Origin of the sequence: Serratia sp. JSRIV004, assembly GCF_019968705.1 — a bacterium.
Lineage (GTDB): Bacteria > Pseudomonadota > Gammaproteobacteria > Enterobacterales > Enterobacteriaceae > Chania > Chania fonticola_B.
This window is the reverse complement of the sequence record NZ_CP074140.1, coordinates 5,481,632-5,507,474: the sequence shown is the minus strand read 5'-3', so window position 1 is coordinate 5,507,474 and position 25,843 is coordinate 5,481,632. Positions and strand designations below refer to the sequence as shown.

The window sequence follows — 25,843 nt, the reverse complement described above, 5'->3', positions numbered from 1 at the left end:
ATTGATAATGCATGGTGCGCTCTCCCTCTAGAGTATTCCTTCTTGATAGCAATAAGCGATTTGCCGCTGTCCTGCTTAACTGGCGTCTGGCAGGCGGGATAGCCTGTGGTGCCTGCCGGGCGTCAATGGAGCGAGCCTTCCGTGTTGACCCTTCTTAATCTGCTTTCCGCCATTGCCATGCTGGTGTGGGGAACCCATATCGTCCGGACCGGCATCATGCGGGTCTATGGCGCCAATTTGCGCCAGGTTCTGAGCAGCAGCATAGAGAAAAAGCCGCTGGCCTTTGTGGCAGGTATCGGTGTAACCGCGTTGGTGCAAAGCAGCAATGCGACGGCGTTGCTGGTTTCTTCTTTTGTGGCGCAAGGGCTGGTGGGGCTTGGGCCTGCGCTGGTGATTATGCTGGGGGCCGATGTTGGCACGGCGATCATGGCGCGGGTGCTGACGTTCAATCTCTCCTGGCTTTCGCCGCTGCTGATTTTTGTCGGCGTGATTTTATTCCTCAGCCGTAAGCAAACCCGCGTAGGCCAGATGGGGCGCGTCGCCATTGGTCTTGGCCTGATTGTATTGGCGCTGGAACTGATTGTGGCCGCCGCTACGCCGATCACTCAGGGCTATGGCGTCAAAGTGATCTTCTCGTCGCTGACCGGCGATGTGATGCTCGATGCGCTGATCGGTGCCCTGTTTGCCATTATCAGCTATTCCAGCCTGGCTGCCGTGTTGTTGACCGCGACGTTGACCGCCTCGGGAGTGATTTCTCTACAGGTGGCGCTGTGCCTGGTGATTGGTGCCAACCTGGGCAGCGGCCTGTTGGTGATGTTAAACACCAGCGGCCAGAATGCCGCAGGCCGTCGCGTGGCGTTGGGGAGCCTGTTGTTCAAACTGTTGGGCAGTGCGCTGGTGCTGCCGTTTGTTTCCCTGATTGCGCACGGTATTGAGCGGTTGCCTGGTAATACAGAAGAGTTGGTGATCTATTTCCACATGTTCTACAACCTGGTGCGTTGTCTGCTACAGGTGCCGTTGTCAGGGCCGATGGCGCGCCTGTGCGAAACGTGGATTGTCGATGCTCCGACAGAGGATCCCCGTTTGCGGCCACGCCACCTCGACGTCAGCGCGCTGGATACGCCAAGTTTGGCACTGGCCAATGCGGCGCGGGAAACCCTGCGGATGGGGGATGTGATAGAGCATATGATGATCCTGCACCATGAGGTATTGCATGGTAAGCGCATCCAGGCCAAAGAAGTTCGTCGTCTGGACGATGACGTTCACGTGCTATACACCGCGATCAAACTTTACCTGGCGCAGATCCAGAAGGAAGACCTGGGAGAGGCGGATTCGCGCCGCTGGGCGGAGATCATCGAAATGGCCCTCAACCTGGAGCAGGCTGGCGACATCATCGAACGTATGGCTAGTGATGTGGCGGATCAATCGCATGGCGCGCGCAGTTCGTTCTCCGCCGAAGGTCTGGCTGAACTGGACCAATTGCATGAAAAGTTGACTGACAATCTGCGCCTTAGCCTATCGGTATTCCTCTCTGGGGATATCACCAGCGCCAAGCGGTTACGCCGTTCCAAACACCGTTTCCGTATTCTGGATCGTCGCTATGCCCATGCGCACGTCGATCGCCTGCATCAGCAAAACGTGCAAAGTATTGAAACCAGTTCGCTGCACCTGGCCCTGTTGGGGGATATGAAGCGGCTTAACTCGCTGTTCTGCGCGGTTGCTTATAACGCGCTGGATCAAGATGAGAAAGATGACGACCGTGATTGGGAGGAAAGCCCTAGAACGCCGTAATGAATGAAGAACAATACCTGCGTAGGGGCGCTGCACATGCCGCGCCCCTTATGAACCTATTTGCTGTTAATCCACTTTCTTGATCGGGCGGCCAGACCAATAGCCTGCCAGCAGTGAACCGGACAGATTGTGCCAAACCGAGAACAGCGCACCCGGCAGTGCGGCCAGCGGTGAGAAGTAAATCTTGCCCAGCGTTGCCGCCAGACCGGAGTTTTGCATACCGACTTCAATAGCCAGCGTACGGCAGGTAGATTCGTCGAAGCCGAGCATTTTTCCTCCCCAGTAGCCCCCGAGCAGCCCGATCCCGTTGTGCAGGATCACCGCAATAATCACCACAAACCCGACCGAAGCAATATGGCTCTGGCTACCCGCGACCACCGCACTGATGATAGCCACAATACACACCATCGACAGGGCTGGCAGATAGGGCTCAATCCGCTTGACGGTTTTGGTAAAGCTGTGGTGGACGATCAGGCCCAGCCCAATAGGGATCACCACGATCTGCAGAATGCTGAATAACATCCCCATGATATCCACGCTGATCTCGGCATCGACATACAGGCGTGTCAGCAACGGGGTGGCAAAGACACCAACCAGAGTCGAAACGGCGGAAATAGTCACCGACAGGGCAACATCGCCTTTAGCCAGATAGATCATCACGTTGGAGGCAGTGCCGCTGGCTACGCTGCCAACGAGTACCATACCGGCGGAGAGATCCGGCGGCATACGGAACAGCATCGCCAGCAGCCAGGCGGCCAGCGGCATAATCAGGTAATGCAGGAAGATCCCCGCCGCTACCGGGCCGGGGCGCGACAGCACGCGCTTGAAGTCATCCAGGCGCAGGGTGACGCCCATGGCAAACATGATCAGCATCAGCAGCGTACTGACGTAAGGGCTGATACCGGTAAAGGTCGACGGGGTGTAATAGGCCGCAATAGACAGCAGCACGGCCCATAATGGGAATAAGCGTGTGATTTTTGCCAGCATGAGAGAGGTTATCCTTTGCCAATATTGAACGGGTGTGGTGGTGTGTGTTGTGGTGGGCTCAGTTTGCTGAGCCTCTGTAGATTCAGTTAAGGCCAATCAATTTCCCTTCACCCCAGCCCTCTCCCGATATGGCGTCCAGGGATGCCTGTTGAACTGTGGTGGGGAGAGGGGGCGAGTCCGGAGCTACAGGTAGGTGCAGATAGTAACCTGTGGCACGTTCAGTCCCCTCTCCCTGTGGGAGAGGGTTAGGGTGAGGGGCTTACTCAAACAGATTGTGATGCAGCGTTTGTACCACGCGCTCCGCATCATCACCCGGTACCAGGAAGCACAGGTTATAGCTGCTGGCTCCGTAACAGATCATGCGGATATTGAACGGATCCAGCACGCCGAACACCTCTTTACCGACGCCGCAAGCTTGGGAGAGCTTGTTGCCGATCAGGGCGACCAGCGCCAGATTTTCTTCCACTTCTACCCGGCACAGCGAGGACAATTCGGTAAGTAGGGAGGTGGTTAACAGACTGCCGCCGGTGGTGGTGGAACCGGTGGTATCCATGGTTAATGCCACGCTGACTTCGGAAGTGGTGATCAGATCGACCGAGATATTATGCCGGGCCAGAATGTTGAACACTTCGGCCAGGAAGCCGCGTGCATGCAACATGTTCAGGCTGTGCAGCGTCAGTAGGGTTTGCTTGCGACGTAAGGCCAGCGCGCGGAACAGCGGCGGGTTTTCCGTGGTATTGCACACCAGCGTGCCACCCGCAGCAGGATCTTTGCTTGAGCCGACGAAGACCGGGATGTTGCTGCGCACGGCAGGTAGCAGAGTGGCCGGGTGCAGCACTTTGGCACCGAAGGTGGCCATTTCCGCCGCCTCTTCAAAGGCAATTTTATCGATACGTTTGGCGGCAGGCACCACGCGTGGGTCGGTGGTATAAATACCCGGAACATCAGTCCAGATATCCACGCGGCTGACGTTTAACGCTTCACCCAGCAGGGCCGCAGTAAAGTCACTGCCGCCACGGCCCAGCGTAGTGGTGCGGCCTTTGGGTTCGCAGCCGATAAAGCCCTGAGTGATCACCAACGCATGTTGCAAGCGGGGCTTCAACAGGGTTTGAGCCAACTCGGTCAGCGCAGCGCTATCCGGTACGGCGCGGCCGAAATGGTCGTCGGTACGCATCACTTTACGCACATCGAACCATTCTGCCTGAACCTTACGGTCGCGCAGAATTTCCACAAACAGCAGGGTAGACATCAGCTCGCCATGGCTGACCAGTTCATCGGTCAGTGCGGCAGAGGTGGCCAGCGCAGCGGCCTCCGACAGCGTGGTGATATTTTCCAGCATACGGTCGATTTCTTCGCGGATCACCATCGGGTTCTCGAGGCGATCGAGAATGGCGTATTGAATGCGGCGGATTTCGGCCAGCTGTTCGTTGCGCTTGTCGGCGTCGCAACCCTCGGCCAGGGCTACCAACAGGTTGGTGATGCCGGCAGAGGCGGACAAAACCACCAAGCGAACTTCAGGATTAGAAAGTACCACGTCGGCGCTGCGGTTCATCGCCTCGAAATCGGCCACGCTGGTGCCGCCGAATTTGGCTACTACGGTTGCGTTTTGGGGTGCTGCTTGAGTCATGTAAAACCTCGTGTCAGGGACGCCATTCAAATTGGCATTTAATTTCCATAAGCCTTGGCACAAGGGAAGAGCGGTAAACAGGGAGCAGGCGTAGAGGTTGAGGCTACGATACACCCAGAAGCGCCCCACCTTGCTGACTGCTCACACAGAGCAGCCCATGGTGACAACTCAGGGGATTCAGCCCCTGTAGCCGACGTGATGATTGCCGTAAGCATCTCGCCTCGGCGTCGCTCCCCCTCCAGTGCCGTCATCGGATAATGGCTCCTCTGACACTCTACCTGGGCGACGCGCCTCTTCTGGCTTGCACAGTGGATGTGCAAGTAGGTGATTAGGAATAACGGGTTTATTGGCTACTGTCAACGGGTAGACGCTGAGGGATTTTCATCTGCGCTCTGGAAGAAGCAGAGCGACCGAATATTGCGGACTGCGCATGAAGAGAAAAGCGTGATGAGAAGGACGTTTCAGCGTCGTGATAACAGGCTGTTAGGTGAAATATCAGCAGATTGTTGTGGAAAGGTAAAAATGGAGTGCGGCGGCCTGAGAGTTAACGCCTATCGCAAGAAAAGAGATCATAATCACAGTCGAACAGGCTACAATCGGTCCATTACCTCCTATTCATTCTCAAGCATAAGAGCGCGCTATGAAAAATATCAATCCTAGTCAAACCGCTGCTTGGCAAGCCCTGCAGCAACATTTCGAACAAATCAAAGACGTCCAGATCCGTGACCTGTTTGCTCAGGATAGTGAGCGTTTCTCCAAGTTCTCTGCCACTTTCAACGATCAGATGCTGGTGGATTACTCCAAAAACCGCATCACCGCAGAAACCCTGGAGAAGCTGCAGGCACTGGCGAAAGAAACCGATCTGCAAAGTGCGATCAAATCGATGTTCTCCGGTGAGAAAATCAACCGTACTGAAGATCGCGCCGTGCTGCATGTTGCCCTGCGTAACCGCAGTAACACGCCAATCATTGTTGATGGCAAGGACGTGATGCCGGAAGTCAATGCGGTGCTGGCGAAGATGAAACAGTTCTGCGACCGTGTCATCGGTGGTGACTGGAAAGGTTATACCGGTAAACCGATTACCGACGTGGTCAACATCGGCATCGGCGGCTCAGACCTCGGCCCTTATATGGCAACCGAAGCGCTACGCCCGTATAAAAACCACCTGAACATGCACTTTGTTTCCAACGTAGACGGCACCCATATTGCCGAAACGCTAAAACCGTTGGATCCGGCGACGACCCTGTTCCTGGTGGCGTCTAAAACCTTCACGACCCAGGAAACCATGACTAACGCCCTCAGCGCGCGCGACTGGTTCCTGAGCACTGCTGGCGATCAGCAGCACGTCGCGAAACACTTCGCCGCGCTGTCTACCAATGGTAAAGCGGTAGCCGAGTTTGGTATCGACACTGACAATATGTTCGAATTCTGGGACTGGGTGGGTGGCCGTTACTCTCTGTGGTCGGCAATCGGCCTGTCTATCGCGCTGTCTCTGGGCTTTGAAAACTTCGAGCAGCTGCTGAGCGGCGCGCATGAGATGGACAAACACTTTGCCCAGACGCCTGCTGAGCAAAACCTGCCGGTGCTGTTGGCGCTGATCGGTATCTGGTACAACAATTTCTTCGGCGCAGAAACCGAAGCGATCCTGCCGTACGACCAGTATATGCACCGTTTTGCCGCTTATTTCCAACAGGGCAACATGGAGTCAAACGGCAAATACGTTGACCGTAACGGCAACCCGGTAGATTACCAGACCGGCCCGATTATCTGGGGTGAACCAGGCACCAACGGCCAACATGCGTTCTATCAACTGATCCATCAGGGGACCAAACTGGTGCCTTGTGACTTTATCGCTCCGGCCATCAGCCATAATCCACTGAGCGACCACCACGCGAAACTGCTGTCGAACTTCTTCGCACAGACGGAAGCGCTGGCGTTTGGCAAGTCACTGGACGTGGTTGAGGAAGAGTTCGCCGCACAGGGTAAAACGCCGGAAGAGGTCAAGCACGTTGCTCCATTCAAAGTGTTTGAAGGCAACCGTCCAACCAACTCCATCCTGCTGCGCGAAATCACTCCGTTCAGCCTGGGTAGCCTGATTGCCCTGTACGAGCACAAGATCTTCACCCAAGGCGCGATCCTCAACATCTTCACCTTCGACCAATGGGGCGTAGAGCTGGGTAAACAGCTGGCTAACCGTATTCTGCCGGAACTGGCGGGTAAAGAAGCGGTGACCAGCCACGACACCTCAACCAACGGCTTGATCAATCGCTTTAAAGCCTGGCGTTAAGTTGCTCTGAATTGCAGCCAATAAAAAACCCGCCGCGGCGGGTTTTTTGACATCTGCAGGGATTACAGATTGATCGGTACTGCCAGGCTGACACCGGCACCCACGTCATCGGCGGTGCTGTTGTTGTTATCGGTGTACCACAGGCTGGTATCAAATTTCACTTGTGAAGCGAAGTTATAACCCCAACCCAACTGAATGCCTTTCAGCGTGTCAGATTTCGGGAATGCCTGGTTAATGCTCTGGTTCAGCGGGTTCACCTTGGCATACACCAGGCGAGTGCTCCAGCGCTGGCCATCGTCCAGCACCAGCTCGACACGGCCGGACAGCATTTGCCCGTCACCGCCCATAGCGTGACCCAGCGGGTAACCCTGCTGGTAGTAGCCGTCTTTATAGGTATGATGTGTATAAACATAACCCTTACGGCTCATATCGGCGCGAGTATCAGCCCCTTCGATATACCAGTTGATAACGGTTGGGCCCCACTCTGGGTGACCTTCCAGGCCGAGCAGGTAGGTGTTTTGTGATGGCAGGTAGCCGGCCTCATCTTCCCCCACCAACTGGCCATACAGGCTGACCGGCATACCGATCAATGGCTGCATTTTCAGCTTGAAGTCGAAACCGGCAAGCTGGTTGCCCGGATCGTTACCTTGGCCGGAGTCGTCGTTATCGCGGCCAGCAAAGGCGTCCCAGAATGAGCTGAAGGACTGCGGACGACCATCGCCACCCCACTGCATAATGCGTGAGGCACCCAGTTCCAGGAAGTCGGTTGGCATCATGGTCAGACGGCCACCGATCAGTTTGGTGTTAGGTACTGCGGTATATTGTGACAGTTGACCTGCGGTGATCTGATATTGCCAACGACCAATCCAGGACAGCCAAGGCGTTTCAAACGGGGATTGATCGGCACGTTGCAGCATAAAGCCAGCCACCGGGCGTGCCGCGTCGGAACGGATCAGGCTGCCGTCATAGCCAGGGCCCCACCATTGAGAGACTTCACCGAATGACAGCCACTGGTTCCACACTTTGATGGCACCGTATGAGCCGTTCAGGTTGAATTTGGAACCATCAGAGACGCGCTGATCGCCTTCCACGGCACCTTGCAGGCGCACGTCCCAGAACTCACCGTTGGCACCGGCGCCGATGGTCAGGCTGCTGTCGGCATAGTGACTTTGGCCGAAGCCCTGCGGCGTGCCCGGTTTGTCGGTAGAGGTATAACCGGTGACGGTAATATTGGCTTTTAAGTCACCCACCCGGCGTTGTACGCGGTCAATGACGGTTTTTTCTGTGTTGGTCACCGGCTTGGCTTGCGCCAGCACCGAGTTGATCTCTTCCTGACTTAGCGGCCAGGTAGACAGGCTGACGTTAATCACACCGCGATCGGATAACCAGGCGAGGTCATTGCGCAGATCGTTATCAGGAGTCACCAGTCCGCCGGCGTAGCTGGCAAACGAACAGGTGAAAAGGCCTGCCGCGACCAGTGCGTGGAGTTTAGCTCGCATGAAAGTTCCTTTCTAGATTACGGGAATTTGGAGGCATAATGCCTGAGACTACGCCCATGATAGAGGACATTTCAATTTGCTACAAATATATACAAGCGTAATCAATTCACACAACTAATTGAAAATAGGGAAATTCGCCTGAAGATAAACCCTCAGGGCAACTTTAGGAAAAAGCCCATTAGGCATTTTCTGCACTAATAACTGGCCGAACGACGGGAGAAGTCATGGCAAAAACATCACGATCATTGATGATCGCCAAAGGGTTACAGCGGGTACTGAACGTGGGGTTGCTGCTATTGGCGGCGATTCTGGTAGTTTTTTTGGTCAAAGAAACCTTTCATTTGGCGAAAGTATTATTCGTCAGCAACGAGGAGTCTTCTTCGTATCAGCTGATTGAAGGGATTGTGATTTATTTCCTCTACTTCGAATTTATCGCCTTGATTGTTAAATACTTTGAGTCGGGTTATCACTTCCCGCTACGCTACTTTATCTATATTGGCATTACCGCGATTATTCGTTTGATCATCGTTGATCATGAAAACCCTTTCGACACGCTGGTTTATTCCGGCGCCATATTATTACTGGTAGTGACCTTGTATCTGGCCAACACCGATCGGCTGAAGCGGGAGTAAAAATAAAAATGGCGGCCCAGCGAAGGCCGCCAAAGACACAGTTCATAGAGAGAAGCAAAGTACATCAAACGTATTGCAGTGGCATAAATTAACCTTTCACCCCTCCCGCCGTCAGGCCACCGACCAACCAGCGCTGTGCCAGCAGGAATACGGCGGTGATCGGAATGGCGGACAGCACAGCGGCGGCGGCAAAGTCACCCCACAGGTAGTTCTGCGGATTGAGGTATTGCTGCATGCCGACGGCCAGCGTGTAGCTGTTCACGTCACGTAACAACAGTGAAGCCACAGGCACCTCGGTGATCGCCGCGATAAACGACAGAATAAACACCACCGCCAGGATCGGAACTGAAAGGGGCAGCAGCACCAGGCGGAACGCTTGCCAAGGTGTGGCACCGTCCAGGGCGGCGGCTTCTTCCAACGAGTTATCGATGGTTTCGAAGTAGCCTTTAATGGTCCAGACGTGCAGCGCAATACCGCCCATATAGGCGAATATCACACCGCCATGGGTATTGAGGCCGATAAACGGAATGTACTGCCCCAGGCGATCGAACAGGGCGTACAGCGCAACCAAAGACAGCACCGCCGGGAACATCTGGAAGATCAGCATGCTTTTCAGCAGGGTGCTTTTGCCACGAAAACGCATGCGGGCAAAGGCGTAGGCACAGGTGGTAGAGAGCGTCACTATTCCCACGGCGGTGATCGCCGCGACTTTAATCGAGTTCCACAGCCATAACAGCACTGGGAAAGGCGGTGGGGTGATACTGCCATCCGCCTGGGTGACGCTCATCCCCAGCGCCAGCCGCCAGTGGTCCCAGGAGATCTGATCCGGGATCAGACTGCCGGTGGCAAAGTTACCGGAGCGTAGCGAAATCGCCACTACCATCAGCAACGGGAACATGATCAGGGCAATAAAGCTCAGCATCAGAATATGGGTGATCCACAGGCGTACGCGCTGGGATTTGGGTTGCACCATGGCCATTGTCGTTCTCTCTTAGTCAAAGTTCATCTTGCTGGCTTTCAGGTTCAGGATCGCCAGTGCGCCAACCAACAGGAAAATCAGCGTGGCAATGGCCGCCGCCAGCCCGAAGTCCTGACCCCCACCGCCTTCAAACGCGATGCGATAGGTGTAGCTCACCAACAGATCGGTATAGCCGGCCGGTGTGGTGGTGCCGATCATGTCTGGCCCGCCGCGGGTCAGCAGTTGGATCAGCACGAAGTTGTTAAAGTTGAAGGCAAAGCTGGCAATCATCAGCGGAGTCAACGGCTTGATCAGCAATGGCAGGGTGATACGGAAGAAATTCTGCATCGGGCTGGCGCCGTCCATTGCCGAGGCTTCATACAGATCGTCGGGAATGGCTTTCAGCAGGCCCATGCACAGGATCATCATGTACGGATAACCCAGCCAGGTATTGACGACCAGGATCATGCTTTTGGCGGTGAGCGGATCGGTAAACCAGGCCGGTTTAATGCCGAACAGCGCGTTGAGCATCAGGTTGATTTCACCGAAGCTCTGGTTAAATAACCCTTTGAAAATCAGAATGGAAATAAACGAAGGCACTGCGTAAGGCAGGATCAGCAACACCCGATACACCGCTTTGCCTTTCAGCGCTTCCCACTGCACCACGCAGGCCAGCACCATGCCTACGGCCACGGTGAGGATCACGGTCATCACCGAGAAAATAATGGTCCAGACAAAGATGGAGATAAACGGCTTCTGGATGCCTTCATCGTTGAGCACCCGTAAGAAGTTTTTCCAGCCGATGGTGACGGTATAACCCGGGCTGAGGGTGTCGGTGGCCCAATTACCCTCGGCATTGATGGCCTGATAGAAACCGATATCCGGGTTAGGGCGATACTGTACCTGGGTCTGGTTATCGGTCAGCGTGCCGTCTTTGCCTAGTGTGTATAACGGGCTGGTGCCGGAGAACTGGCGCAAGGAACTCATGCGCAGCTCGCCACCTTCCGGCAGGATGGCGACAAGCTGGCTCAGCGTCTGGCGATTCTGGGTGATCACGCGCAGCGTAGCACGCTCACCGGCAGGCTCTGTGCTTTCGACCGCCAATTTCAATGTTTGTGGCTCGGTGGCGTTGAGGCTGAACGGTTCGGAAATCAGTAACTGACCGCTGTCCGGATGAGTTAATTGCAGACGCCACTGTTGGTTTTCTGCCGGATACAGCCCAAAGGTGAAGGTTTTACCGGTCTGGAACTGGCGTTGCATCAATACCGACTGAGCGCGTTCAAAGGTCAGTTGGTTGGTGCTGCTGTAGTTGGTAAAGGCGATAGCGATGGTACAAATCAGCGGGAACAGGACGAACAGCCCCATCCCGGCGACGCCTGGATAGACATAGCGCCAGGCATAGGCACGACGGTTGGCAAACACGTAGAGCCCGGCACTGACCAGCACCAGCGTCAGGATGGCGAACAGATATTCTCCCTGTGCATACATCACCACAATCAGATAGCAGGTCACCAGGCTGAACAGGCCGACAATCAGCCATTTCAGTAGGTCACTCTGCCACCACTTCGATTTTTTTCGCGCGGGTGTTCCGGCGTGAGCAAGTTGCATAGGGCTTTCCTTTCAGGTGTTACCGCGAGAGACCAACGGCCTCTCACACAGCAGGGCAAAGGCGGGCATCACAGCCCGCCAATGGCCAGGGTCTTACTTGGTGATACGGGTATGAGCATCTTCCAGTGCGGCTTTCACCGTCTGGCGGCCAGTGATGGCGTTGATCACGGCGCTACGCATCGCATACCAGAAGGTACTCATCTGCGGGATGTTTGGCATGATTTCGCCGTTTTGCGAGTTCTGCATGGTGGCGGCAATCTTCGGATCTTTGGCCAACTGTTCCTGGAACGATTTCAGCGCCACGGCACCCAACGGTTTGTCTTTGTTAACGTCAGCCAGGCCCTGATCGGTGATCAGGTAGTTTTCCAGGAACTCGGTCGCCAGCTCTTTGTTCGGGCTGGCGGCGTTGATGCCCGCGGTCAGCACGCCAACGAACGGCTTGGACGGCTTGCCCTGGAAGGTTGGCAGCAGCGTGACGCCATAGTTGATTTTGCTTTGCTCGATGTTGGTCCAGGCCCAAGGCCCGTTGATGGTCATCGCCGTCTGGCCCTTGTTGAAAGCGGCTTCGGCAATCGAGTAGTCGGTATCGGCGTTGATGTGCTTGTTCTTCACCAGATCGACGATGAACTGCAGGCCAGCCTGTGAACCGGCGTTGGCTACGCCCACGTCTTTGATGTTGTATTTGCCATCTTCAAACTTGAAGGCATAACCGCCATTGGCGGCAATGACTGGCCAGGTGAAGTAGGGTTCTTGCAGGTTCCACATGATGGCGCTTTTGCCTTTGGCGCGCAGCTCTTTATCCAGCGCCGGGATCTCTTCCCAGGTTTTTGGCGCTTCTTTGATCAGGTCTTTGTTATAAATCAGCGACAGGGCTTCCACCGCGATCGGGTAACCGATCAGCTTGCCGTCAAAGCGTACCGCATCCCAGGTGAACGGATAGATTTTTTCCTGGAAGGCTTTGGAAGGGTGGATTTCTGCCAACAGGCCCGATTGCGCGTAGCCCCCGAAACGGTCGTGAGCCCAGAAGATGATGTCCGGACCGTCACCGGTAGCGGCAACCTGCGGGAACTTCTCTTCCAGTTTGTCCGGATGTTCAATGGTCACTTTGATACCGGTGTCTTTCTCAAACTTTTTACCCACCTCGGCCAGGCCGTTATAGCCTTTATCGCCGTTGATCCAGATAACCAGTTTGCCTTCTTCTATTTTGGCGAAAGCGGAGGAGGAGAGCACCAGCGTTGTTAATGCTGAAAGCGCAAGCCGGCGTACGGTTGTTGTCATTATGCGATTCATAAATCCAATCCTTCTGTGGGGACTGCGGTAAGGAGAGCGGTTACGCGCTAATAGTGGGTCACAACCCGCTGTGTTCTCATCCTCCCCCCGTCTACGCCCCATGCCTGAGTAGTGTGATCCAGCTAGCAAACCGCCCTATTCTGTGGTGTCGGACACGAAAAGACAGGGCTATTTTTGCAAGGAAGATCACAGATTTGCCTTATGCCGGGAACTTTCGCCGCGCATCGTCGTTCTCTCATCCTCCCATCTCCTCCCCCATGAAAAATTCTGTTACGGATGATTACCCCTTCTTGCCGTTACCCCACTATTGGCAACATTGATTTTTACCGCCTAACGCTGCAGGAACCCGGACCTATGTCACCAGTGCGTACCGCCACTCACCCCACGCTGTACCGGATCCATCCGGTCAGTTTCCGCGATGGAAACGGCGATGGTGTGGGCGACATGCACGGCATGATGGCGGCGCTGCCCTATCTGAAAGCACTGGCGGTGGACGGGCTGTTATTGCCGCAGGCGTTATCGCCAGAGGCTGGAGCGGAAGTCGCCGGGCACGGGCTGGCACTTTGGCACAGTGAAGGCTCTCAGCGTATCTGCCGCAGTGCCGCTCCCGAACAGCACTATGTCCGCAGCGCGTTGGCGCTGGAAGTGGTGCCGTTCAGCTGCGAAAAGCTGGTGGAGGTGTTGCATACCCATCGTCACCAACTGGGCGAAAAAGTCTGGAGCACCGGCGAAATCGATCAGCCGCGAGTGGTCAGCCATTGGGGGCAAGGCGATCTGCGTTCTGCACAGGCTTTCCTGACCCTGTTGGCATTACTGCCCGCACCTATCTGCTTGTATCAGGGCGAAGAGCTGGGCTTGCCACACGCGGCGGATCTGCAAGAACCGCAGGGGGCACAAACCCCGATGCCTTGGCATGAAGCGCCGGAGCAGGTCACCGCAGGAGAGATCCATTGGTATCAACAGGTGGCGATAGAACACCGTGCGCTGGCCATCAGCCGCCAGCAACACGACCACCATTCAACCTTACGTTACTGCCAGGCTCTGTTGGCCCTGCGTCAGCACCCGGTGATCCAATGTGGTGTTCTGAACCAGATCAGCCAGGAAAATGGCGTTATTCGCTTACTTATTACCCATCAGGATCAATGCCTTGAAGCGCTGATCAACCTACAGCCTTATACTCAGCCGGCCGCACCGGCTGAGGCGACCAAGCCTATGGCATGGCAGTACGGTGCGCAGCAAGAGGGTCATCAATGGGTCTTGGCGGGCTTCGGTTCCGCCATCTTTACACGAAATGTTAACTGCGAAAGCAGGGGAGTTACGCATGGCTAGCGTCACACTGCGCAGCGTTTATAAGGCCTTCGGCGAGGTCGTGATTTCCAAAGACGTCAATCTGACTATCGATGACGGCGAGTTTGTGGTGTTTGTCGGGCCATCCGGCTGCGGTAAATCAACGCTGCTGCGCATGATCGCCGGGCTTGAGGATATTACCTCTGGCGATCTGTTCATCGGTGAAAAACGGATGAATGAGGTACCGCCTTCTGAGCGCGGTATCGGCATGGTGTTCCAGTCTTACGCGCTGTACCCACATCTGTCCGTGGCCGACAACATGTCGTTTGGCCTGAAGTTGGCTGGTGCTAAAAAAGCGGAAATCAATCAGCGGGTTAATCAGGTGTCTGAAGTGCTGCAATTAGCGCATTTGCTGGACCGACGCCCAAAAGCCCTGTCCGGTGGACAGCGTCAGCGTGTGGCGATTGGCCGTACGCTGGTGGCTGAGCCGGATGTGTTCCTGCTGGACGAACCGCTTTCCAACCTGGATGCCGCACTGCGGGTGCAGATGCGCATTGAGATCTCACGTCTGCACAAGCGGCTGCAGCGCACCATGATTTACGTCACTCACGATCAGGTCGAAGCGATGACGCTGGCCGACAAAATCGTGGTGCTGGACGCCGGGCGTGTAGCCCAGATCGGTAAGCCGCTGGAACTCTATCACTACCCGGCCAACCGCTTTGTCGCGGGCTTTATCGGCTCGCCAAAAATGAATTTCCTGCCGGTGAAAGTGACCGGTGTGGAAGCGCTGCGGGTACAGATCGAACTGCCGATGCCCAATCGCCAATTGGTATGGCTGCCGGTTGAGGGGGAGGGCATTGAGGTTGGGGCCAACCTGTCGTTGGGGATCCGCCCAGAACATCTGTTACCGAGTTCCGAGTCTGAAGTGACATTGATGGGTGAAGTACAGGTGGTGGAGCAGCTCGGCAACGAGACGCAAATCCATATCCAAATTCCGGCAATTCGTCAAAACCTGGTTTACCGCCAGAACGACGTGGTGCTGGTAGAAGAAGGTGCAACATTCGCCATCGGCCTGCCGCCACACCGTTGCCACCTGTTCCGCGAGGACGGGACGGCGTGTAAACGGCTGCATCAGGAACCGGGTGTTTAAAGCATCAAGGTCTGTATAACAGGAGAATAATGATGACTACTCTGCGCAAACTTCCTCTGACTCTGGCTGTCGCCGCCGGTGTCTTATCCTCATCAGCGATGGCGGTGGATTTCCACGGCTACGCACGTTCCGGTATCGGTTGGACCGGGAGCGGCGGTGAGCAACAGTGTTTCCAGACCACCGGTGCCAGCAGTAAGTACCGTCTGGGTAACGAATGTGAAACCTATGCGGAACTGAAACTGGGCCAGGAAGTGTGGAAAGAGGGCGACAAGAGCTTCTACTTCGACACCAACGTGGCCTATTCCGTGTCGCAACAGTCTGATTGGGAATCGACCAATCCGGCCTTCCGTGAAGTGAACGTGCAGGGTAAAAACCTGATCGACGCGTTGCCAGGTGCCAACATGTGGGCCGGTAAGCGCTTCTATCAACGTCATGACGTCCATATGATCGACTTCTACTACTGGGACATCTCAGGTCCTGGTGCCGGTCTGGAAAATATCGACTTGGGCTTCGGCAAGCTGTCTGCTGCAGTGACCCGTAACACCGAATCCGGTGGTTCCTTAGGTTATATCGACAATCAACGTGACGAGCGTCCAACCGTCAACGATACCTACGACCTGCGTTTGGCTGGCCTTGAGCTGAATCCTGGCGGTACGTTGGAACTGGGTGTGGATTATGGCCGTGCCAATGAGCAAGACGGTTACCACCTGGTCGACGGGGCAAGCAAAGACGGTTGGATGTTTACCGCGGAACATACCCAGAGCATCCTGGGCGGCTTCAACAAATTCACGGTACAGTACGCCACCGATTCCATGACTGCGCAGAACAACGGCCGCAGCCAAGGTTCTTCCATTGATAACAACGGCAAGATGATCCGCGTGCTGGATCACGGTGCCATCGACTTCAACGATGATTGGGCAATGATGTATGTTGCCATGTATCAGGACGTTAACCGCGACAATGACAACGGCACCACCTGGTACACCGTGGGCGTGCGCCCAATGTACAAATGGACGCCAATCATGAGCACCTTGATGGAAGTTGGCTACGACAACGTGAAGTCGCAACGTACTGGCGATCGCAACGGCCAATACAAAGTCACCCTGGCACAACAGTGGCAAGCGGGTAACAGCATCTGGTCACGTCCGGCGATCCGTGTCTTCGCGACCTACGCCAACTGGGATGAGAAGTGGGGCTACGCAAACAACGATTCCGGTGCGGGCTACAACGCAGGTACGGCTTATAACGATACCAGCATGCATACCTTCAGCCGTGGTAAAGACAGCGAAGTCACCTTCGGTGCCCAGATGGAAATCTGGTGGTAATACTGGCTTGACGGGAGGGCGCCTGTACGCTCTCCCTCTTATCGTTTAACCGGCAGTAGTGCGCTTGCCTGCCCGCTGCCGGGATACACGCTCAAAGCGAGAGGGTATAACAATGAAAAAAAATCTACTGTCACTCTGCCTGTCTCTGGCGTTGACCGTCGGCGCACCGCTGGCGACCTATGCCGATACTCCGGCCAACGTTTCTGTCGCACCGGCCATCAGTGCCACTACCCTGCAAAGTTTGCCTTGGCAGCCGTTGGTACCGCCGGTGACCCAGGATGTCCAACTTAATAATGTCAGCCCACAGATCAACCAGGGCCAGATCCAGGGAGCCGTTGCTGCATTTGCGCTGCCGGCCGATCGGGGATCGCTGGAAATCCAATTGAGCAGTCTGGCCAATAAAAACTCAATCTATGCTCCAAGCGTATTGGTGCTGGATGAACATATGCGCCCGGCGGCCTATTATCCGAGCAGCTATTTCGCTTACCAGCCACCGGGCGTGATGTCTGCCGATCGGTTGGAGGGCACATTGAAACTGACCCCTGCGCTGGGGCAAAAACAGATCTATCTGTTGGTGTACACCACCCAGCAGGATCTGGCTAAAACCACCATCCTGACCAACCCGGCCAAAGCCTACGCCCAAGGGGTGGGTAACGCGGTACCGGACATCCCGGATCCGATCGCCAGCCACAGCACTGGCGGCACGTTGAAGCTGAAGGTGACGGCAGAACAAGGGGCCAGCAACATCATGATTGGCATGCTGCAATCGGCTCCGGCAACGCCACCGGTCGTGGTGGGTGCCACCGCTCCGGCAGTTGCGGCTCCAGCACCGGTTGCCAGCGCACCGGCAGAACCGATGCTCAATGACACCGAGGCTTACTTCAATAACGGCATCAAACAGGCGGTCAAGGCGGGCGATATCGATAAGGCGCTGAAACTGATGAATGAGGCCGAAAAACTGGGTTCCACCACCGCTCGTGAAACGTTTATTGGCAGCGTGAAAGGCAAGGGGTAATCCCCCACGCTACCGATGCTGGCTTGATGATTGGTGCGTTTCGGCGCACCTTTTTTCATCTGCCCACCCGCGTTTCCCCACTGATACCGAGCAGAGGGGGACAGCGTGGCGCCAACAGTACGAACTCTCTCGCGTTATGACATCTTCCACTACGACAGCCTGCCGTTTTACCCCCTGATAATGGGGGATGCGTTACGTCACGAATCTGCCTGCCGCTTTTGCGTTTCTGCGTTACAATGGATTTCTGTTAACAGTTTGTATGGCTTGGCGCGGCACGCAGCCTCCGGCCTGGAGTAGCATAATGTCTGACATTAGGGAGCCTATCCTGCCGCCTATTGAGTGGCTGTCTGAACATTCCTCAATACCTGCCGCCGTTAGCGATTGGCTGATGGAGTTAGGTTCCATGACCCGCCGTTTTGAGCGCCATTGTGGCCGTGTGCAGGTAGAACCACAGCGTGAATGCTTCATCACTCGTGACCAGCTTGCCGAAGAGGCGGTTCATCTGCCACACAGCGAGCGCTATTGGCTGCGAGAGATCGTCTTACTGGGTGACGGCGAGCCTTGGCTGCTGGGGCGTACGGTGATCCCACAGGAAACGCTGACCGGGCCGGATCTGGCGCTGGTCGACCTGGGGACGTTGCCACTGGGCCGTTATCTGTTCAGCAGTGAAAGCCTGACTCGTGATTTTATCCATGTTGGCCAGCAGAAGGATCTGTGGGCGCGGCGTTCTCGCCTCCGTCTGGCGGGAAAACCATTGTTACTGACGGAACTGTTTCTACCGGCCTCTCCACTGTATGCGGTGGAAAAGGGCACTCCGGCATAATTAGGGGAGAAAGAACTTTGGAAGGGAGCGTGATTCAAAGCAAATGGCAGGCCTATTGCCATCTGATGCGCATCGATAAGCCGATTGGCACGCTATTGTTGCTGTGGCCCACCCTGTGGGCATTGTGGTTGGCAGGGGGGGGAGTTCCTTCGCCGTCGGTATTGCTGGTATTTGTGCTTGGCGTTTTCCTGATGCGTGCTGCGGGTTGCGTGGTGAATGACTATGCCGATCGCGCTTTCGATGGGCATGTGAAACGCACCGCAGGCCGCCCAATGCCGAGCGGCCGCGTCAGCGAAAAAGAGGCCAAGATCCTGTTTGTCTCGCTGGTGCTGGTTTCCTTTGCGCTGGTGCTGACGTTGAATGCGATGACCATCTGGCTGTCGCTGGCGGCTCTGGCGCTGGCCTGGGTTTACCCGTTTATGAAGCGGGTGACCAATTTGCCTCAGGTGGTGCTGGGGGCGGCGTTTGGCTGGTCGATCCCGATGGCCTATGCCGCTGTCAGCGAGTCGCTGCCACTGAGCTGCTGGTTGCTGTTTCTGGCCAATATCTGCTGGACGGTGGCTTACGATACCCTGTATGCCATGGTCGATCGTGATGACGATGTGAAGATTGGGATCAAATCCACCGCGGTGCTGTTTGGCCGCCATGACAAGCTGATCGTAGGGCTGTTGCAGTTTGCTACGCTGTTACTGATGTTGTGGGTAGGTTATCTGATGCAGTTAGGGGGCGCGTTTTACTGGTCGCTGTTGCTGGCCGGGGCGTTGTTTATCCATCAGCAAAAGCAGGTGGCTGGCCGCGATCGCGATGCCTGCTTCCGTGCCTTCCTGAATAACAACTACGTCGGCTTGGTGTTGTTCATCGGTATTGCGCTTAGCTACGTATGATTTGCCCAACGCAAAAAGTAAAAAGGCATCCATTATCGGATGCCTTTTTCGTGGTAACTGGCCTGTAAGTTACTCGTCTTCTTTTACGACTTCAGCTGTCAGCGCTGGGGTATTGGTTTCTTCCGGCATGCTGACGCTTTCGATGGTCAGCTTGATTTCCGGGGTGATCAGATCGCTCAACATGGTGTAAACCTCCATGGTGTGCTCGCGGATCGCATCGCCAATATCATTGATAAAGCCTTCTTCACGCAGCGTCGCCACCAAGGTGGAGAACACCGCCTTATCGAAGAATTCCGGCGCGTTGATGCCGTGCAGCACCGACAAACGCTGGGCCATAATGCGGCTCTCTTTCTCCAGGGCACCCCGGTTGATACTTGGGTTGGCGCTGAGGATCGACATGGTGATGGCATAGCGTTGCAGGGTTTCACGCACCCCGGCGGCCAACAGCTGCAACGGACGGATGCGCGCAGGGTTCAGCACCAGCTCATCGCCTTTGCTACAAATCAGCTGCTGGCGTATCAACTCTTCGATCAGCGGTTGCAGCACGTCGGCTAGCTGTTCTTTGTCGTAACGCAGGAACAGCTCGGCCTTCAGCATCGGATAGATCAGGCTGACCTGACGCAACAGCTCAACGCGCGACACGCGGCGGTGATGCATCACGATAGAGGCGATCAACGAAGGCAGTACCAACATATGATGGATATTGTTGCGATAGTATGTCATCAGCACCGCCTGCTCGCGCGGCAGAATGATGATGTCGCCGATGTTGTCCTTCTCCACTTCAAACTTGTTCATGTTTAAAGCGTGATCCAGCAACTGGTCTGGCGTTTGCGCGGGTACGGTGGCGTCCGGTGCATACGGCACGTTACGCATTAACTGTAAGTAGCATTCCAACTGCTCAAGCAACTGCTCACGGGTCAGCGAACGTTGGCGTGAGGCCAACAGCGCGGTGGAACACAGGTTCATGGCGTTGGCGGCGGCAGCGTTGTTGATACGCACCATGATCTGAGCCGCCAGATCGTTGACCGCAGGCGTCAGCCAGCTTGGGCGCTGTGCTTCGATCGGGTCGATAGACTCACGCCAATGCGGGACGTTTTGGTTCAGGTACGTAGTCAACGGCAGCGGTTCACCAAAGTTTACGTAGCCCTGGCCGAGGTTGCGTAGCTTGCGCAAGCCACGCACCATTTGCAGCAGACTCTCTTTCTCTTTGGTCGCGCCACGCAGCTCTTTGGCGTAAGTACCTACTTCCATCACGTGCTCGTAACCGATATAAATCGGCACAAGGGTGATCGGACGTGTACCGCCACGCAGCATGGCCTGGATGGTCATCGACAGGGTGCCGGTTTTCGGTTCCAGCAGGCGGCCGGTACGGGAACGCCCGCCTTCAACAAAGTATTCTACCGAGTAACCACGGGTGAACAGCTCACCGAGGTATTCACGAAACACGGTTGAATAGAGTTTGTTGCCCTTGAAGGTGCGGCGAATAAAGAATGCGCCCAGGCGACGGAAGATCGGCCCGGCAGGCCAGAAGTTCAGGTTAATACCCGCTGCGATATGCGGTGGCACCAGCCCTTGATGGTAGAGCACATAGGACAGCAGCAGATAGTCCATATGGCTACGGTGACACGGCACATAGACGATCTCGTGACCATCCTGCGCCAGCTGACGCACACGCTCGGCGTTGGTGACGTTGATACCCTGATACAGCCGGTTCCAGGTCCAGCTCAACACGCGGTCGGACAGGCGCACCGTTTCATAGGAGAAATCGGCGGCAATCTCTTCCATCAGCGCAATCGCGTTCTGCTGGGCCTTTTCGTGGGAGATTTTTTTGCTGCGCGCTTCATCTTCGATCGCTTTTTCAATCGCCTTGGAGGCCAGCAGCTTGTTGAACAGATCCTGACGGGCTGGCAGGCTTGGCCCAACGGCGGCAAGGCGCTGGCGTGCAAAGTGCATACGCGCGACACGGGCCAGTTTTTGCGCGATGGTCTTATCGGTGCCGTGCTCTGTCGCCATCCGGCGTAGGGACACGGTGTTGGAGAAACGGACAAAGCTGTCGCGCCCCAGCCACAGTACAGCGAAGAACTTCTGTACGCCGTTCAGCAGGCGCAGGTGCGGCGTGCCGTGGCCTTCGCGCCCTGGGGAGCGGCCAAACATCACCGATACCGGCAACATCTGAATATCGAGATCCGGGTTGCTGCGGTGCAGATCCAGATAATCGTGAAACAGTTTTACCGATTCTTCTTTGGGGGTGTAATAGCGGAATACGCGTGGGCCATCGTGGATAAACACGTAGCTTGGCAGCACGGTGCCATCGATTTCCAACGGGTTAAGGGGATCGGGCAGATCTTGCGCCAGACACTGGGTGCGCAAGGTGAGTAAATCCGCCTTGGAATTATAAGGTAAAACATACAAAATCGGTCGTGAGGGATCCAACCCTAACTCTGTGACCGGATCTGTTGGGATAACCTTACTTCTTACCAACATTTTTAGTGGTAAGTTCAATATCTTATAATAGATTTTACGCCAACCTGACATGACAACGTGAAGCCTCTTGTTAGCAATTCGCCGCAAGCATACCAGAAACCGGGTAGCAGATCTGTGGCGTTGGGAAATCCACGGCCATTCACGGCAATGGAAGTACATAGTTGAATTATACCTGATGGATATCAAATTGGCCGCTCTAGCGCACTCATGCGCGCGCGGCATTGGTACGACATAGCTAGGTGATTAAGGTATTCCAACCTTGCTGTATACTGCGCTGCGATAAAAATGTGATTGGGCTGACAAATCTGTCTGGAACGTTGCGGCTGCAACACGACGGGTACATGATCCATCTTGGAGAAAGGCGTTCTTAACTATGGCAAATCAAGCAACTGGCCTGACGCGTATCATTAAAGCGGCAGGCTATTCCTATAAAGGTTTAACCGCTGCCTGGCAGAACGAAGCCGCATTCCGTCAGGAACTGGTGGCGACGGTGGTGGCTATCATCGTGGCGGTTTGGCTGGATGTGGGAGCGATAGCGCGCATCTTGTTGATCGGCTCGGTGCTGCTGGTGATGATTGTCGAAATCCTCAACAGTGCGATTGAGGCCGTTGTCGATCGCGTGGGGACGGAATATCACGAGCTTTCCGGGCGGGCCAAAGATATGGGCTCGGCGGCGGTATCGCTGGCAATCATTCTGGCGCTGTTCGTTTGGGCTTCGGTACTTTGGCAGCATTTGGCGTGAAAACCAGCGGGTATCGTTGCGATCACGCTCGCTACCTGCTGATTTTTATTTATTCTTCGGTTCCCAATCCAGACTTAGCTGTATATACTCACAGCAAGACTGTATAAACAAACAGGGGGCGGAATGAAAGCACTAACTACCAGACAGCAAGAGGTCTACGACCTGATTCGCGATCATATTTCGCAAACGGGCATGCCACCGACGCGTGCCGAGATCGCAATGCGCCTGGGGTTCCGCTCACCAAATGCTGCAGAAGAGCACTTGAAAGCACTGGCTCGCAAAGGCGTTATCGAGATCATCTCCGGTGCATCACGCGGTATCCGCTTGCTGATGGAAGATGAAGAGGGGTTACCTCTGGTGGGCCGTGTGGCTGCCGGTGAACCTCTGTTGGCTCAGCAGCACATTGAAGGGCACTATAAGGTGGACCCTTCACTGTTCAAGCCTAATGCCGATTTCCTGCTGCGCGTTAGCGGCATGTCGATGCGCGACATCGGCATCCTGGATGGCGATCTGCTGGCAGTGCATAAGACTCAAGACGTACGCAACGGCCAGGTCGTCGTCGCCCGCATTGAAGACGAGGTCACGGTCAAACGCCTGAAGAAACACGGTAACGTTGTCGAACTGCTGCCAGAAAACAGCGAATTCCAACCGATCGTGGTCGATCTGCGCCAGCAGAACTTCACCATCGAAGGCCTGGCGGTGGGTGTGATCCGCAACGGCGACTGGATCTAACCGTTTTACCTCGTATTACAGCCCTTTAAAACGGCAAACCTCGCCCCAACTCTGGGGCGATGTCATTTCTAAGCTACGCTAAAATCCATGCTTGTACGGGAACATATCGCCATGCGCCTGCTTTCTGCCTTCACCAGTGACACCGACAAAGCTCTGTGGCGTCTGGCGTTGCCGATGATCTTCTCCAATATTACCGTCCCCTTGCTTGGCCTGGTGGATACCGCCGTTATCGGTCATCTCGATAGCCCTAGCTACCTTGGCGGGGTCGCGGTGGGATCAATGGCCACCAGCTTCCTGTTTATGTTGTTGTTGTTCCTGCGTATGAGCACCACCGGGCTGACGGCGCAGGCGCTGGGTGCGCAAGATCCCTACCGGCTGGCTCGCGCATTTATGCAGCCGTTATTGTTGGCGCTGGTGGCCGGGCTGGCGATTGTGCTGTTGCGAGCCCCGTTGATCACCTTGGCGCTGAACATTGTGGGGGGCGATCGGGAAGTATTGGTTCAGGCCAGGCTATTTTTGGAGATCCGCTGGCTGAGTGCCCCGGCGGCGTTGGCCAATATGGTGTTGCTCGGTTGGTTGCTGGGAGTTCAATACGTGAGGGCGCCGGTGATCCTGTTGATTGTCGGTAACCTGCTGAACATCGTGCTGGATATCTGGCTGGTAATGGGGCTGGGTTGGAACGTGCAGGGGGCCGCAACTGCCACGGTGATTGCGGAGTACGCCACGCTGTTGCTGGGTTTGTGGTTAGCATGGCGGGTACTACGCATGCGGGGGATTTCGCTGACAATGCTGCGAACCGCGTGGCGTGGGGATATGCGCCGCCTGTTGGCACTTAACCGCGACATCATGCTGCGTTCGTTATTACTGCAACTGTGTTTCGCTTCGTTGACCATTCTGGGAGCCCGCATGGGCGGAGAGGTGGTGGCGGTGAATGCGGTGCTGATGAATCTACTGACCTTTACCGCCTATGCTCTGGATGGTTTTGCCTACGCGGTGGAAGCCCATTCCGGCCACGCCTATGGTGCGCGGGACGGGCGGCAACTGCGTAAAGTATGGCGTGCCGCCTGCCGGCAGGCTTGCCTGGTTGCCTGTGGTTTTGCCGTTATTTATCTGTTCGCCGGGCAGCAGATTGTGGCGGGCTTAACCTCGCTGCCGGAGTTGCGTGCGCTGGCAAATCATTATCTGCCCTGGCAGGTGGTGCTGCCTCTGGTGGGGGTTTGGTGCTATCTGCTGGATGGCATGTTTATCGGCGCCACCCGTGGCGCAGAAATGCGTAACAGCATGGCGGTAGCCGCAGTGGGCTACGGGCTGACGTTGTTCACCCTGCCGGTATTGGGCAACCACGGTTTATGGCTGGCTCTGGCGGTATTCCTGGCACTGCGCGGGGCGGCTTTGGGCTGGGTATGGCATCGTCATAGCGTGCAGGGCACCTGGTTTTCATCCCCCCCCATTAGCGATGGATAGGCCAGACTAGTTGATGATACGGGATGGATATTCACATTTAGTTACATGTGCTGAGGGCTGTTTTGGTTCGCTTGCTTACTGTTTTAACGGCGTTTTTTGCTATTAAGACTTTTCCTAACCCTATTTCATGCTGCTTTTCGGGCACTTTTCGTGATGGGTGACTATAGTTAATCACGTGGCTGGCGAATTAAGCCCGCGCTTAATTGGCAACGGACGCATTAGATAACCTTAAATTTGACTCAGTTAAGTCCAGCCAGATTTATCTAAAACTGACAACCAAGAGTAACGGAGAGATTATGAACAAAGATCAAGCCGACGGTAACTGGAAGCAGTTTAAAGGTAAAGTGAAGGAAAAATGGGGCAAGCTGACCGATGACGATATCACCGTGATCGAAGGGAAACGCGAACAGCTGGTCGGTAAAATCCAGGAACGCTATGGCTACCAGAAAGAGGCAGCCGAAAAAGAAGTCAAAGCCTGGGAAGAACACAGCAAGTATCGTTGGTAGCGCGATGAGCCGCTGAGTATTGCGGCGCTACGACACCATCCGGCCTGGCAGATTTCCCCCCTGCCACGGCCACGGGAACAAGGATGTACCCGCTCCCTCCTGCAACCCAATCCGCTTATTTTTTCTTCACCACAATGCTGTGGTCATGATCGCAATCGTGTTGGTTTTCACAATTTTCTACCACCACACAGGCAGAACACAGACCGTGGGCTTCCACTACGCTGTGGCGCAGCACAAACCCTGATTCTTGAGCCAGTTTCTGCAAGGTTTCTTCCACCCCTTCGGTAGTACGCTCCGTGACCTGTCCGCAGCGATCGCAGATAAACAGGGCGGAGGTATGCATCGGCTGTTCGAAGTGGTGGCACAGCACATAGCTGTTTGCCGATTCAACGCGGTGGATAAATCCCTGTTCCAGCAAGAAATCCAGTGCACGATAGACCGTAGGTGGTTTGGCCTGCGGCTCTGCCACACGCAGTAAATCCAGCAAATCGTAAGCGCTGATGGCGCCGGGTTGCTCAGCCATCAGGCGTAACACTTCCAGCCGTTGCGGGGTCAGTCGCACGTTGCGTTGCTGACAGAGTTGTTCAGCCTGCGCGAGCAGCTTTTCCTGGTTGGTTGAGTTCATGGCAATTATCCGGCTATGCAAAGAAGCCGATTTTATCATGTTTCAACGCAATCGCCGAGGGTTGCCCCGCTTTCCCTGGATAACGCAGCAAATCGGGCGATTTTGCGCAGCAAGACTAGGCACAATG

The 25,843-nt window shown here is 55.4% G+C and carries 21 protein-coding genes and 1 riboswitch; of the genes, 13 read left to right on the top strand and 8 right to left on the bottom strand.

What is annotated here, in order from left to right; translation table 11 throughout:
* Positions 1-141: 141 nt before the first annotated feature.
* Positions 142-1,791, top strand: coding sequence for a Na/Pi cotransporter family protein (locus KGP21_RS26150; protein WP_094982851.1), 1,650 nt, complete (start codon positions 142-144; stop codon positions 1,789-1,791).
* A gap of 66 nt (positions 1,792-1,857) precedes the next feature.
* On the opposite strand, the gene panS is transcribed toward KGP21_RS26150, so the two are convergent.
* Positions 1,858-2,778: a ketopantoate/pantoate/pantothenate transporter PanS gene (panS, locus tag KGP21_RS26145; protein ID WP_223500472.1), complete on the bottom strand. Its 921-nt coding sequence runs from the start codon at positions 2,776-2,778 to the stop codon at positions 1,858-1,860.
* 259 nt (positions 2,779-3,037) lie between these two features.
* Positions 3,038-4,405 (bottom strand): lysine-sensitive aspartokinase 3, encoded by a 1,368-nt coding sequence (gene lysC, locus KGP21_RS26140; protein ID WP_166733547.1) that lies wholly within the window; start codon positions 4,403-4,405, stop codon positions 3,038-3,040.
* A 110-nt stretch (positions 4,406-4,515) separates the two neighbouring features.
* Positions 4,516-4,709, bottom strand: a riboswitch (Lysine riboswitch).
* Positions 4,710-5,045: 336 nt separating this feature from the next.
* Between lysC and pgi the strand changes: the two genes are divergently transcribed.
* Positions 5,046-6,692, top strand: a complete 1,647-nt coding sequence (gene pgi / locus KGP21_RS26135) for a glucose-6-phosphate isomerase (protein ID WP_059199036.1) — start codon at positions 5,046-5,048, stop codon at positions 6,690-6,692.
* A gap of 62 nt (positions 6,693-6,754) precedes the next feature.
* On the opposite strand, the gene KGP21_RS26130 is transcribed toward pgi, so the two are convergent.
* Entirely contained in the window at positions 6,755-8,191 is a 1,437-nt protein-coding gene (locus KGP21_RS26130; RefSeq protein WP_223498557.1) for a capsule assembly Wzi family protein, read from the bottom strand.
* Positions 8,192-8,415: 224 nt separating this feature from the next.
* On the opposite strand from KGP21_RS26130, the gene psiE reads away from it, so the two are divergent.
* On the top strand, positions 8,416-8,823 hold the full coding sequence (gene psiE / locus KGP21_RS26125) for a phosphate-starvation-inducible protein PsiE (protein ID WP_021180827.1): 408 nt from the start codon (positions 8,416-8,418) through the stop codon (positions 8,821-8,823).
* An 88-nt stretch (positions 8,824-8,911) separates the two neighbouring features.
* On the opposite strand, the gene malG is transcribed toward psiE, so the two are convergent.
* From malG to malE, 3 genes are all read right to left on the bottom strand, one after another.
* Positions 8,912-9,802, bottom strand: a complete 891-nt coding sequence (gene malG / locus KGP21_RS26120) for a maltose ABC transporter permease MalG (protein ID WP_223500470.1) — start codon at positions 9,800-9,802, stop codon at positions 8,912-8,914.
* A gap of 12 nt (positions 9,803-9,814) precedes the next feature.
* Entirely contained in the window at positions 9,815-11,389 is a 1,575-nt protein-coding gene (malF, locus tag KGP21_RS26115; RefSeq protein ID WP_218520213.1) for a maltose ABC transporter permease MalF, read from the bottom strand.
* A 93-nt stretch (positions 11,390-11,482) separates the two neighbouring features.
* Positions 11,483-12,679 (bottom strand): maltose/maltodextrin ABC transporter substrate-binding protein MalE, encoded by a 1,197-nt coding sequence (malE, locus tag KGP21_RS26110; RefSeq protein WP_371822650.1) that lies wholly within the window; start codon positions 12,677-12,679, stop codon positions 11,483-11,485.
* Positions 12,680-13,033: 354 nt separating this feature from the next.
* Between malE and KGP21_RS26105 the strand changes: the two genes are divergently transcribed.
* The 6 genes from KGP21_RS26105 (at position 13,034) to ubiA (ending at position 19,163) form a co-directional block, all read left to right on the top strand.
* Complete coding sequence (locus tag KGP21_RS26105; protein WP_223498555.1) at positions 13,034-14,008, top strand: alpha-amylase family glycosyl hydrolase; 975 nt, start codon at positions 13,034-13,036, stop codon at positions 14,006-14,008.
* On the top strand, positions 14,001-15,116 hold the full coding sequence (gene malK / locus KGP21_RS26100) for a maltose/maltodextrin ABC transporter ATP-binding protein MalK (RefSeq protein WP_059199032.1): 1,116 nt from the start codon (positions 14,001-14,003) through the stop codon (positions 15,114-15,116). The genes KGP21_RS26105 and malK overlap by 8 nt, the downstream gene beginning before the upstream one ends.
* 29 nt (positions 15,117-15,145) lie before the next feature.
* Positions 15,146-16,441: a maltoporin gene (locus tag KGP21_RS26095; protein ID WP_141234374.1), complete on the top strand. Its 1,296-nt coding sequence runs from the start codon at positions 15,146-15,148 to the stop codon at positions 16,439-16,441.
* Between the two features lie 112 nt (positions 16,442-16,553).
* The gene (gene malM / locus KGP21_RS26090) at positions 16,554-17,456 is read left to right on the top strand and encodes a maltose operon protein MalM (protein ID WP_094982846.1); all 903 of its coding nucleotides are present in this window, start codon (positions 16,554-16,556) and stop codon (positions 17,454-17,456) included.
* A gap of 301 nt (positions 17,457-17,757) precedes the next feature.
* Positions 17,758-18,279: a chorismate lyase gene (gene ubiC, locus KGP21_RS26085; RefSeq protein WP_223500467.1), complete on the top strand. Its 522-nt coding sequence runs from the start codon at positions 17,758-17,760 to the stop codon at positions 18,277-18,279.
* 17 nt (positions 18,280-18,296) lie between these two features.
* Positions 18,297-19,163: a 4-hydroxybenzoate octaprenyltransferase gene (ubiA, locus tag KGP21_RS26080; protein WP_209523945.1), complete on the top strand. Its 867-nt coding sequence runs from the start codon at positions 18,297-18,299 to the stop codon at positions 19,161-19,163.
* A 69-nt stretch (positions 19,164-19,232) separates the two neighbouring features.
* On the opposite strand, the gene plsB is transcribed toward ubiA, so the two are convergent.
* On the bottom strand, positions 19,233-21,698 hold the full coding sequence (gene plsB / locus KGP21_RS26075; protein ID WP_209529597.1) for a glycerol-3-phosphate 1-O-acyltransferase PlsB: 2,466 nt from the start codon (positions 21,696-21,698) through the stop codon (positions 19,233-19,235).
* Positions 21,699-22,020: 322 nt separating this feature from the next.
* Here plsB and KGP21_RS26070 point away from each other — a divergent pair, with 322 nt between their 5' ends.
* The 4 genes from KGP21_RS26070 (at position 22,021) to KGP21_RS26055 (ending at position 25,091) form a co-directional block, all read left to right on the top strand.
* Complete coding sequence (locus KGP21_RS26070; RefSeq protein WP_021180816.1) at positions 22,021-22,389, top strand: diacylglycerol kinase; 369 nt, start codon at positions 22,021-22,023, stop codon at positions 22,387-22,389.
* 123 nt (positions 22,390-22,512) lie between these two features.
* Entirely contained in the window at positions 22,513-23,121 is a 609-nt protein-coding gene (lexA, locus tag KGP21_RS26065) for a transcriptional repressor LexA (RefSeq protein ID WP_021180815.1), read from the top strand.
* A 111-nt stretch (positions 23,122-23,232) separates the two neighbouring features.
* Positions 23,233-24,585, top strand: a complete 1,353-nt coding sequence (gene dinF / locus KGP21_RS26060; protein WP_223536537.1) for an MATE family efflux transporter DinF — start codon at positions 23,233-23,235, stop codon at positions 24,583-24,585.
* A gap of 296 nt (positions 24,586-24,881) precedes the next feature.
* The gene (locus KGP21_RS26055; RefSeq protein ID WP_024483982.1) at positions 24,882-25,091 is read left to right on the top strand and encodes a CsbD family protein; all 210 of its coding nucleotides are present in this window, start codon (positions 24,882-24,884) and stop codon (positions 25,089-25,091) included.
* Positions 25,092-25,206: 115 nt separating this feature from the next.
* Here the strand turns inward: KGP21_RS26055 and zur are convergent, their stop codons facing one another.
* The gene (zur, locus tag KGP21_RS26050; protein ID WP_024483981.1) at positions 25,207-25,716 is read right to left on the bottom strand and encodes a zinc uptake transcriptional repressor Zur; all 510 of its coding nucleotides are present in this window, start codon (positions 25,714-25,716) and stop codon (positions 25,207-25,209) included.
* Positions 25,717-25,843: the final 127 nt, after the last annotated feature.

Excerpts from the sequence above, each read along its gene's own strand:
- malM (WP_094982846.1), top strand. The coding sequence starts at position 16,554 with ATGAAAAAAAATCTACTGTCACTCTGCCTGTCTCTGGCGTTGACCGTC.
- dinF (WP_223536537.1), top strand. The coding sequence starts at position 23,233 with ATGCGCCTGCTTTCTGCCTTCACCAGTGACACCGACAAAGCTCTGTGG.
- ubiC (WP_223500467.1), top strand. The coding sequence starts at position 17,758 with ATGTCTGACATTAGGGAGCCTATCCTGCCGCCTATTGAGTGGCTGTCT.
- malK (WP_059199032.1), top strand. The coding sequence starts at position 14,001 with ATGGCTAGCGTCACACTGCGCAGCGTTTATAAGGCCTTCGGCGAGGTC.
- zur (WP_024483981.1), bottom strand. The coding sequence starts at position 25,716 with ATGAACTCAACCAACCAGGAAAAGCTGCTCGCGCAGGCTGAACAACTC.
- KGP21_RS26095 (WP_141234374.1), top strand. The coding sequence starts at position 15,146 with ATGATGACTACTCTGCGCAAACTTCCTCTGACTCTGGCTGTCGCCGCC.
- lexA (WP_021180815.1), top strand. The coding sequence starts at position 22,513 with ATGAAAGCACTAACTACCAGACAGCAAGAGGTCTACGACCTGATTCGC.
- psiE (WP_021180827.1), top strand. The coding sequence starts at position 8,416 with ATGGCAAAAACATCACGATCATTGATGATCGCCAAAGGGTTACAGCGG.
- malF (WP_218520213.1), bottom strand. The coding sequence starts at position 11,389 with ATGCAACTTGCTCACGCCGGAACACCCGCGCGAAAAAAATCGAAGTGG.
- KGP21_RS26055 (WP_024483982.1), top strand. The coding sequence starts at position 24,882 with ATGAACAAAGATCAAGCCGACGGTAACTGGAAGCAGTTTAAAGGTAAA.
- KGP21_RS26130 (WP_223498557.1), bottom strand. The coding sequence starts at position 8,191 with ATGCGAGCTAAACTCCACGCACTGGTCGCGGCAGGCCTTTTCACCTGT.
- lysC (WP_166733547.1), bottom strand. The coding sequence starts at position 4,405 with ATGACTCAAGCAGCACCCCAAAACGCAACCGTAGTAGCCAAATTCGGC.
- pgi (WP_059199036.1), top strand. The coding sequence starts at position 5,046 with ATGAAAAATATCAATCCTAGTCAAACCGCTGCTTGGCAAGCCCTGCAG.
- KGP21_RS26105 (WP_223498555.1), top strand. The coding sequence starts at position 13,034 with ATGTCACCAGTGCGTACCGCCACTCACCCCACGCTGTACCGGATCCAT.
- plsB (WP_209529597.1), bottom strand. The coding sequence starts at position 21,698 with ATGTCAGGTTGGCGTAAAATCTATTATAAGATATTGAACTTACCACTA.
- malE (WP_371822650.1), bottom strand. The coding sequence starts at position 12,679 with ATGAATCGCATAATGACAACAACCGTACGCCGGCTTGCGCTTTCAGCA.
- malG (WP_223500470.1), bottom strand. The coding sequence starts at position 9,802 with ATGGCCATGGTGCAACCCAAATCCCAGCGCGTACGCCTGTGGATCACC.
- KGP21_RS26070 (WP_021180816.1), top strand. The coding sequence starts at position 22,021 with ATGGCAAATCAAGCAACTGGCCTGACGCGTATCATTAAAGCGGCAGGC.
- panS (WP_223500472.1), bottom strand. The coding sequence starts at position 2,778 with ATGCTGGCAAAAATCACACGCTTATTCCCATTATGGGCCGTGCTGCTG.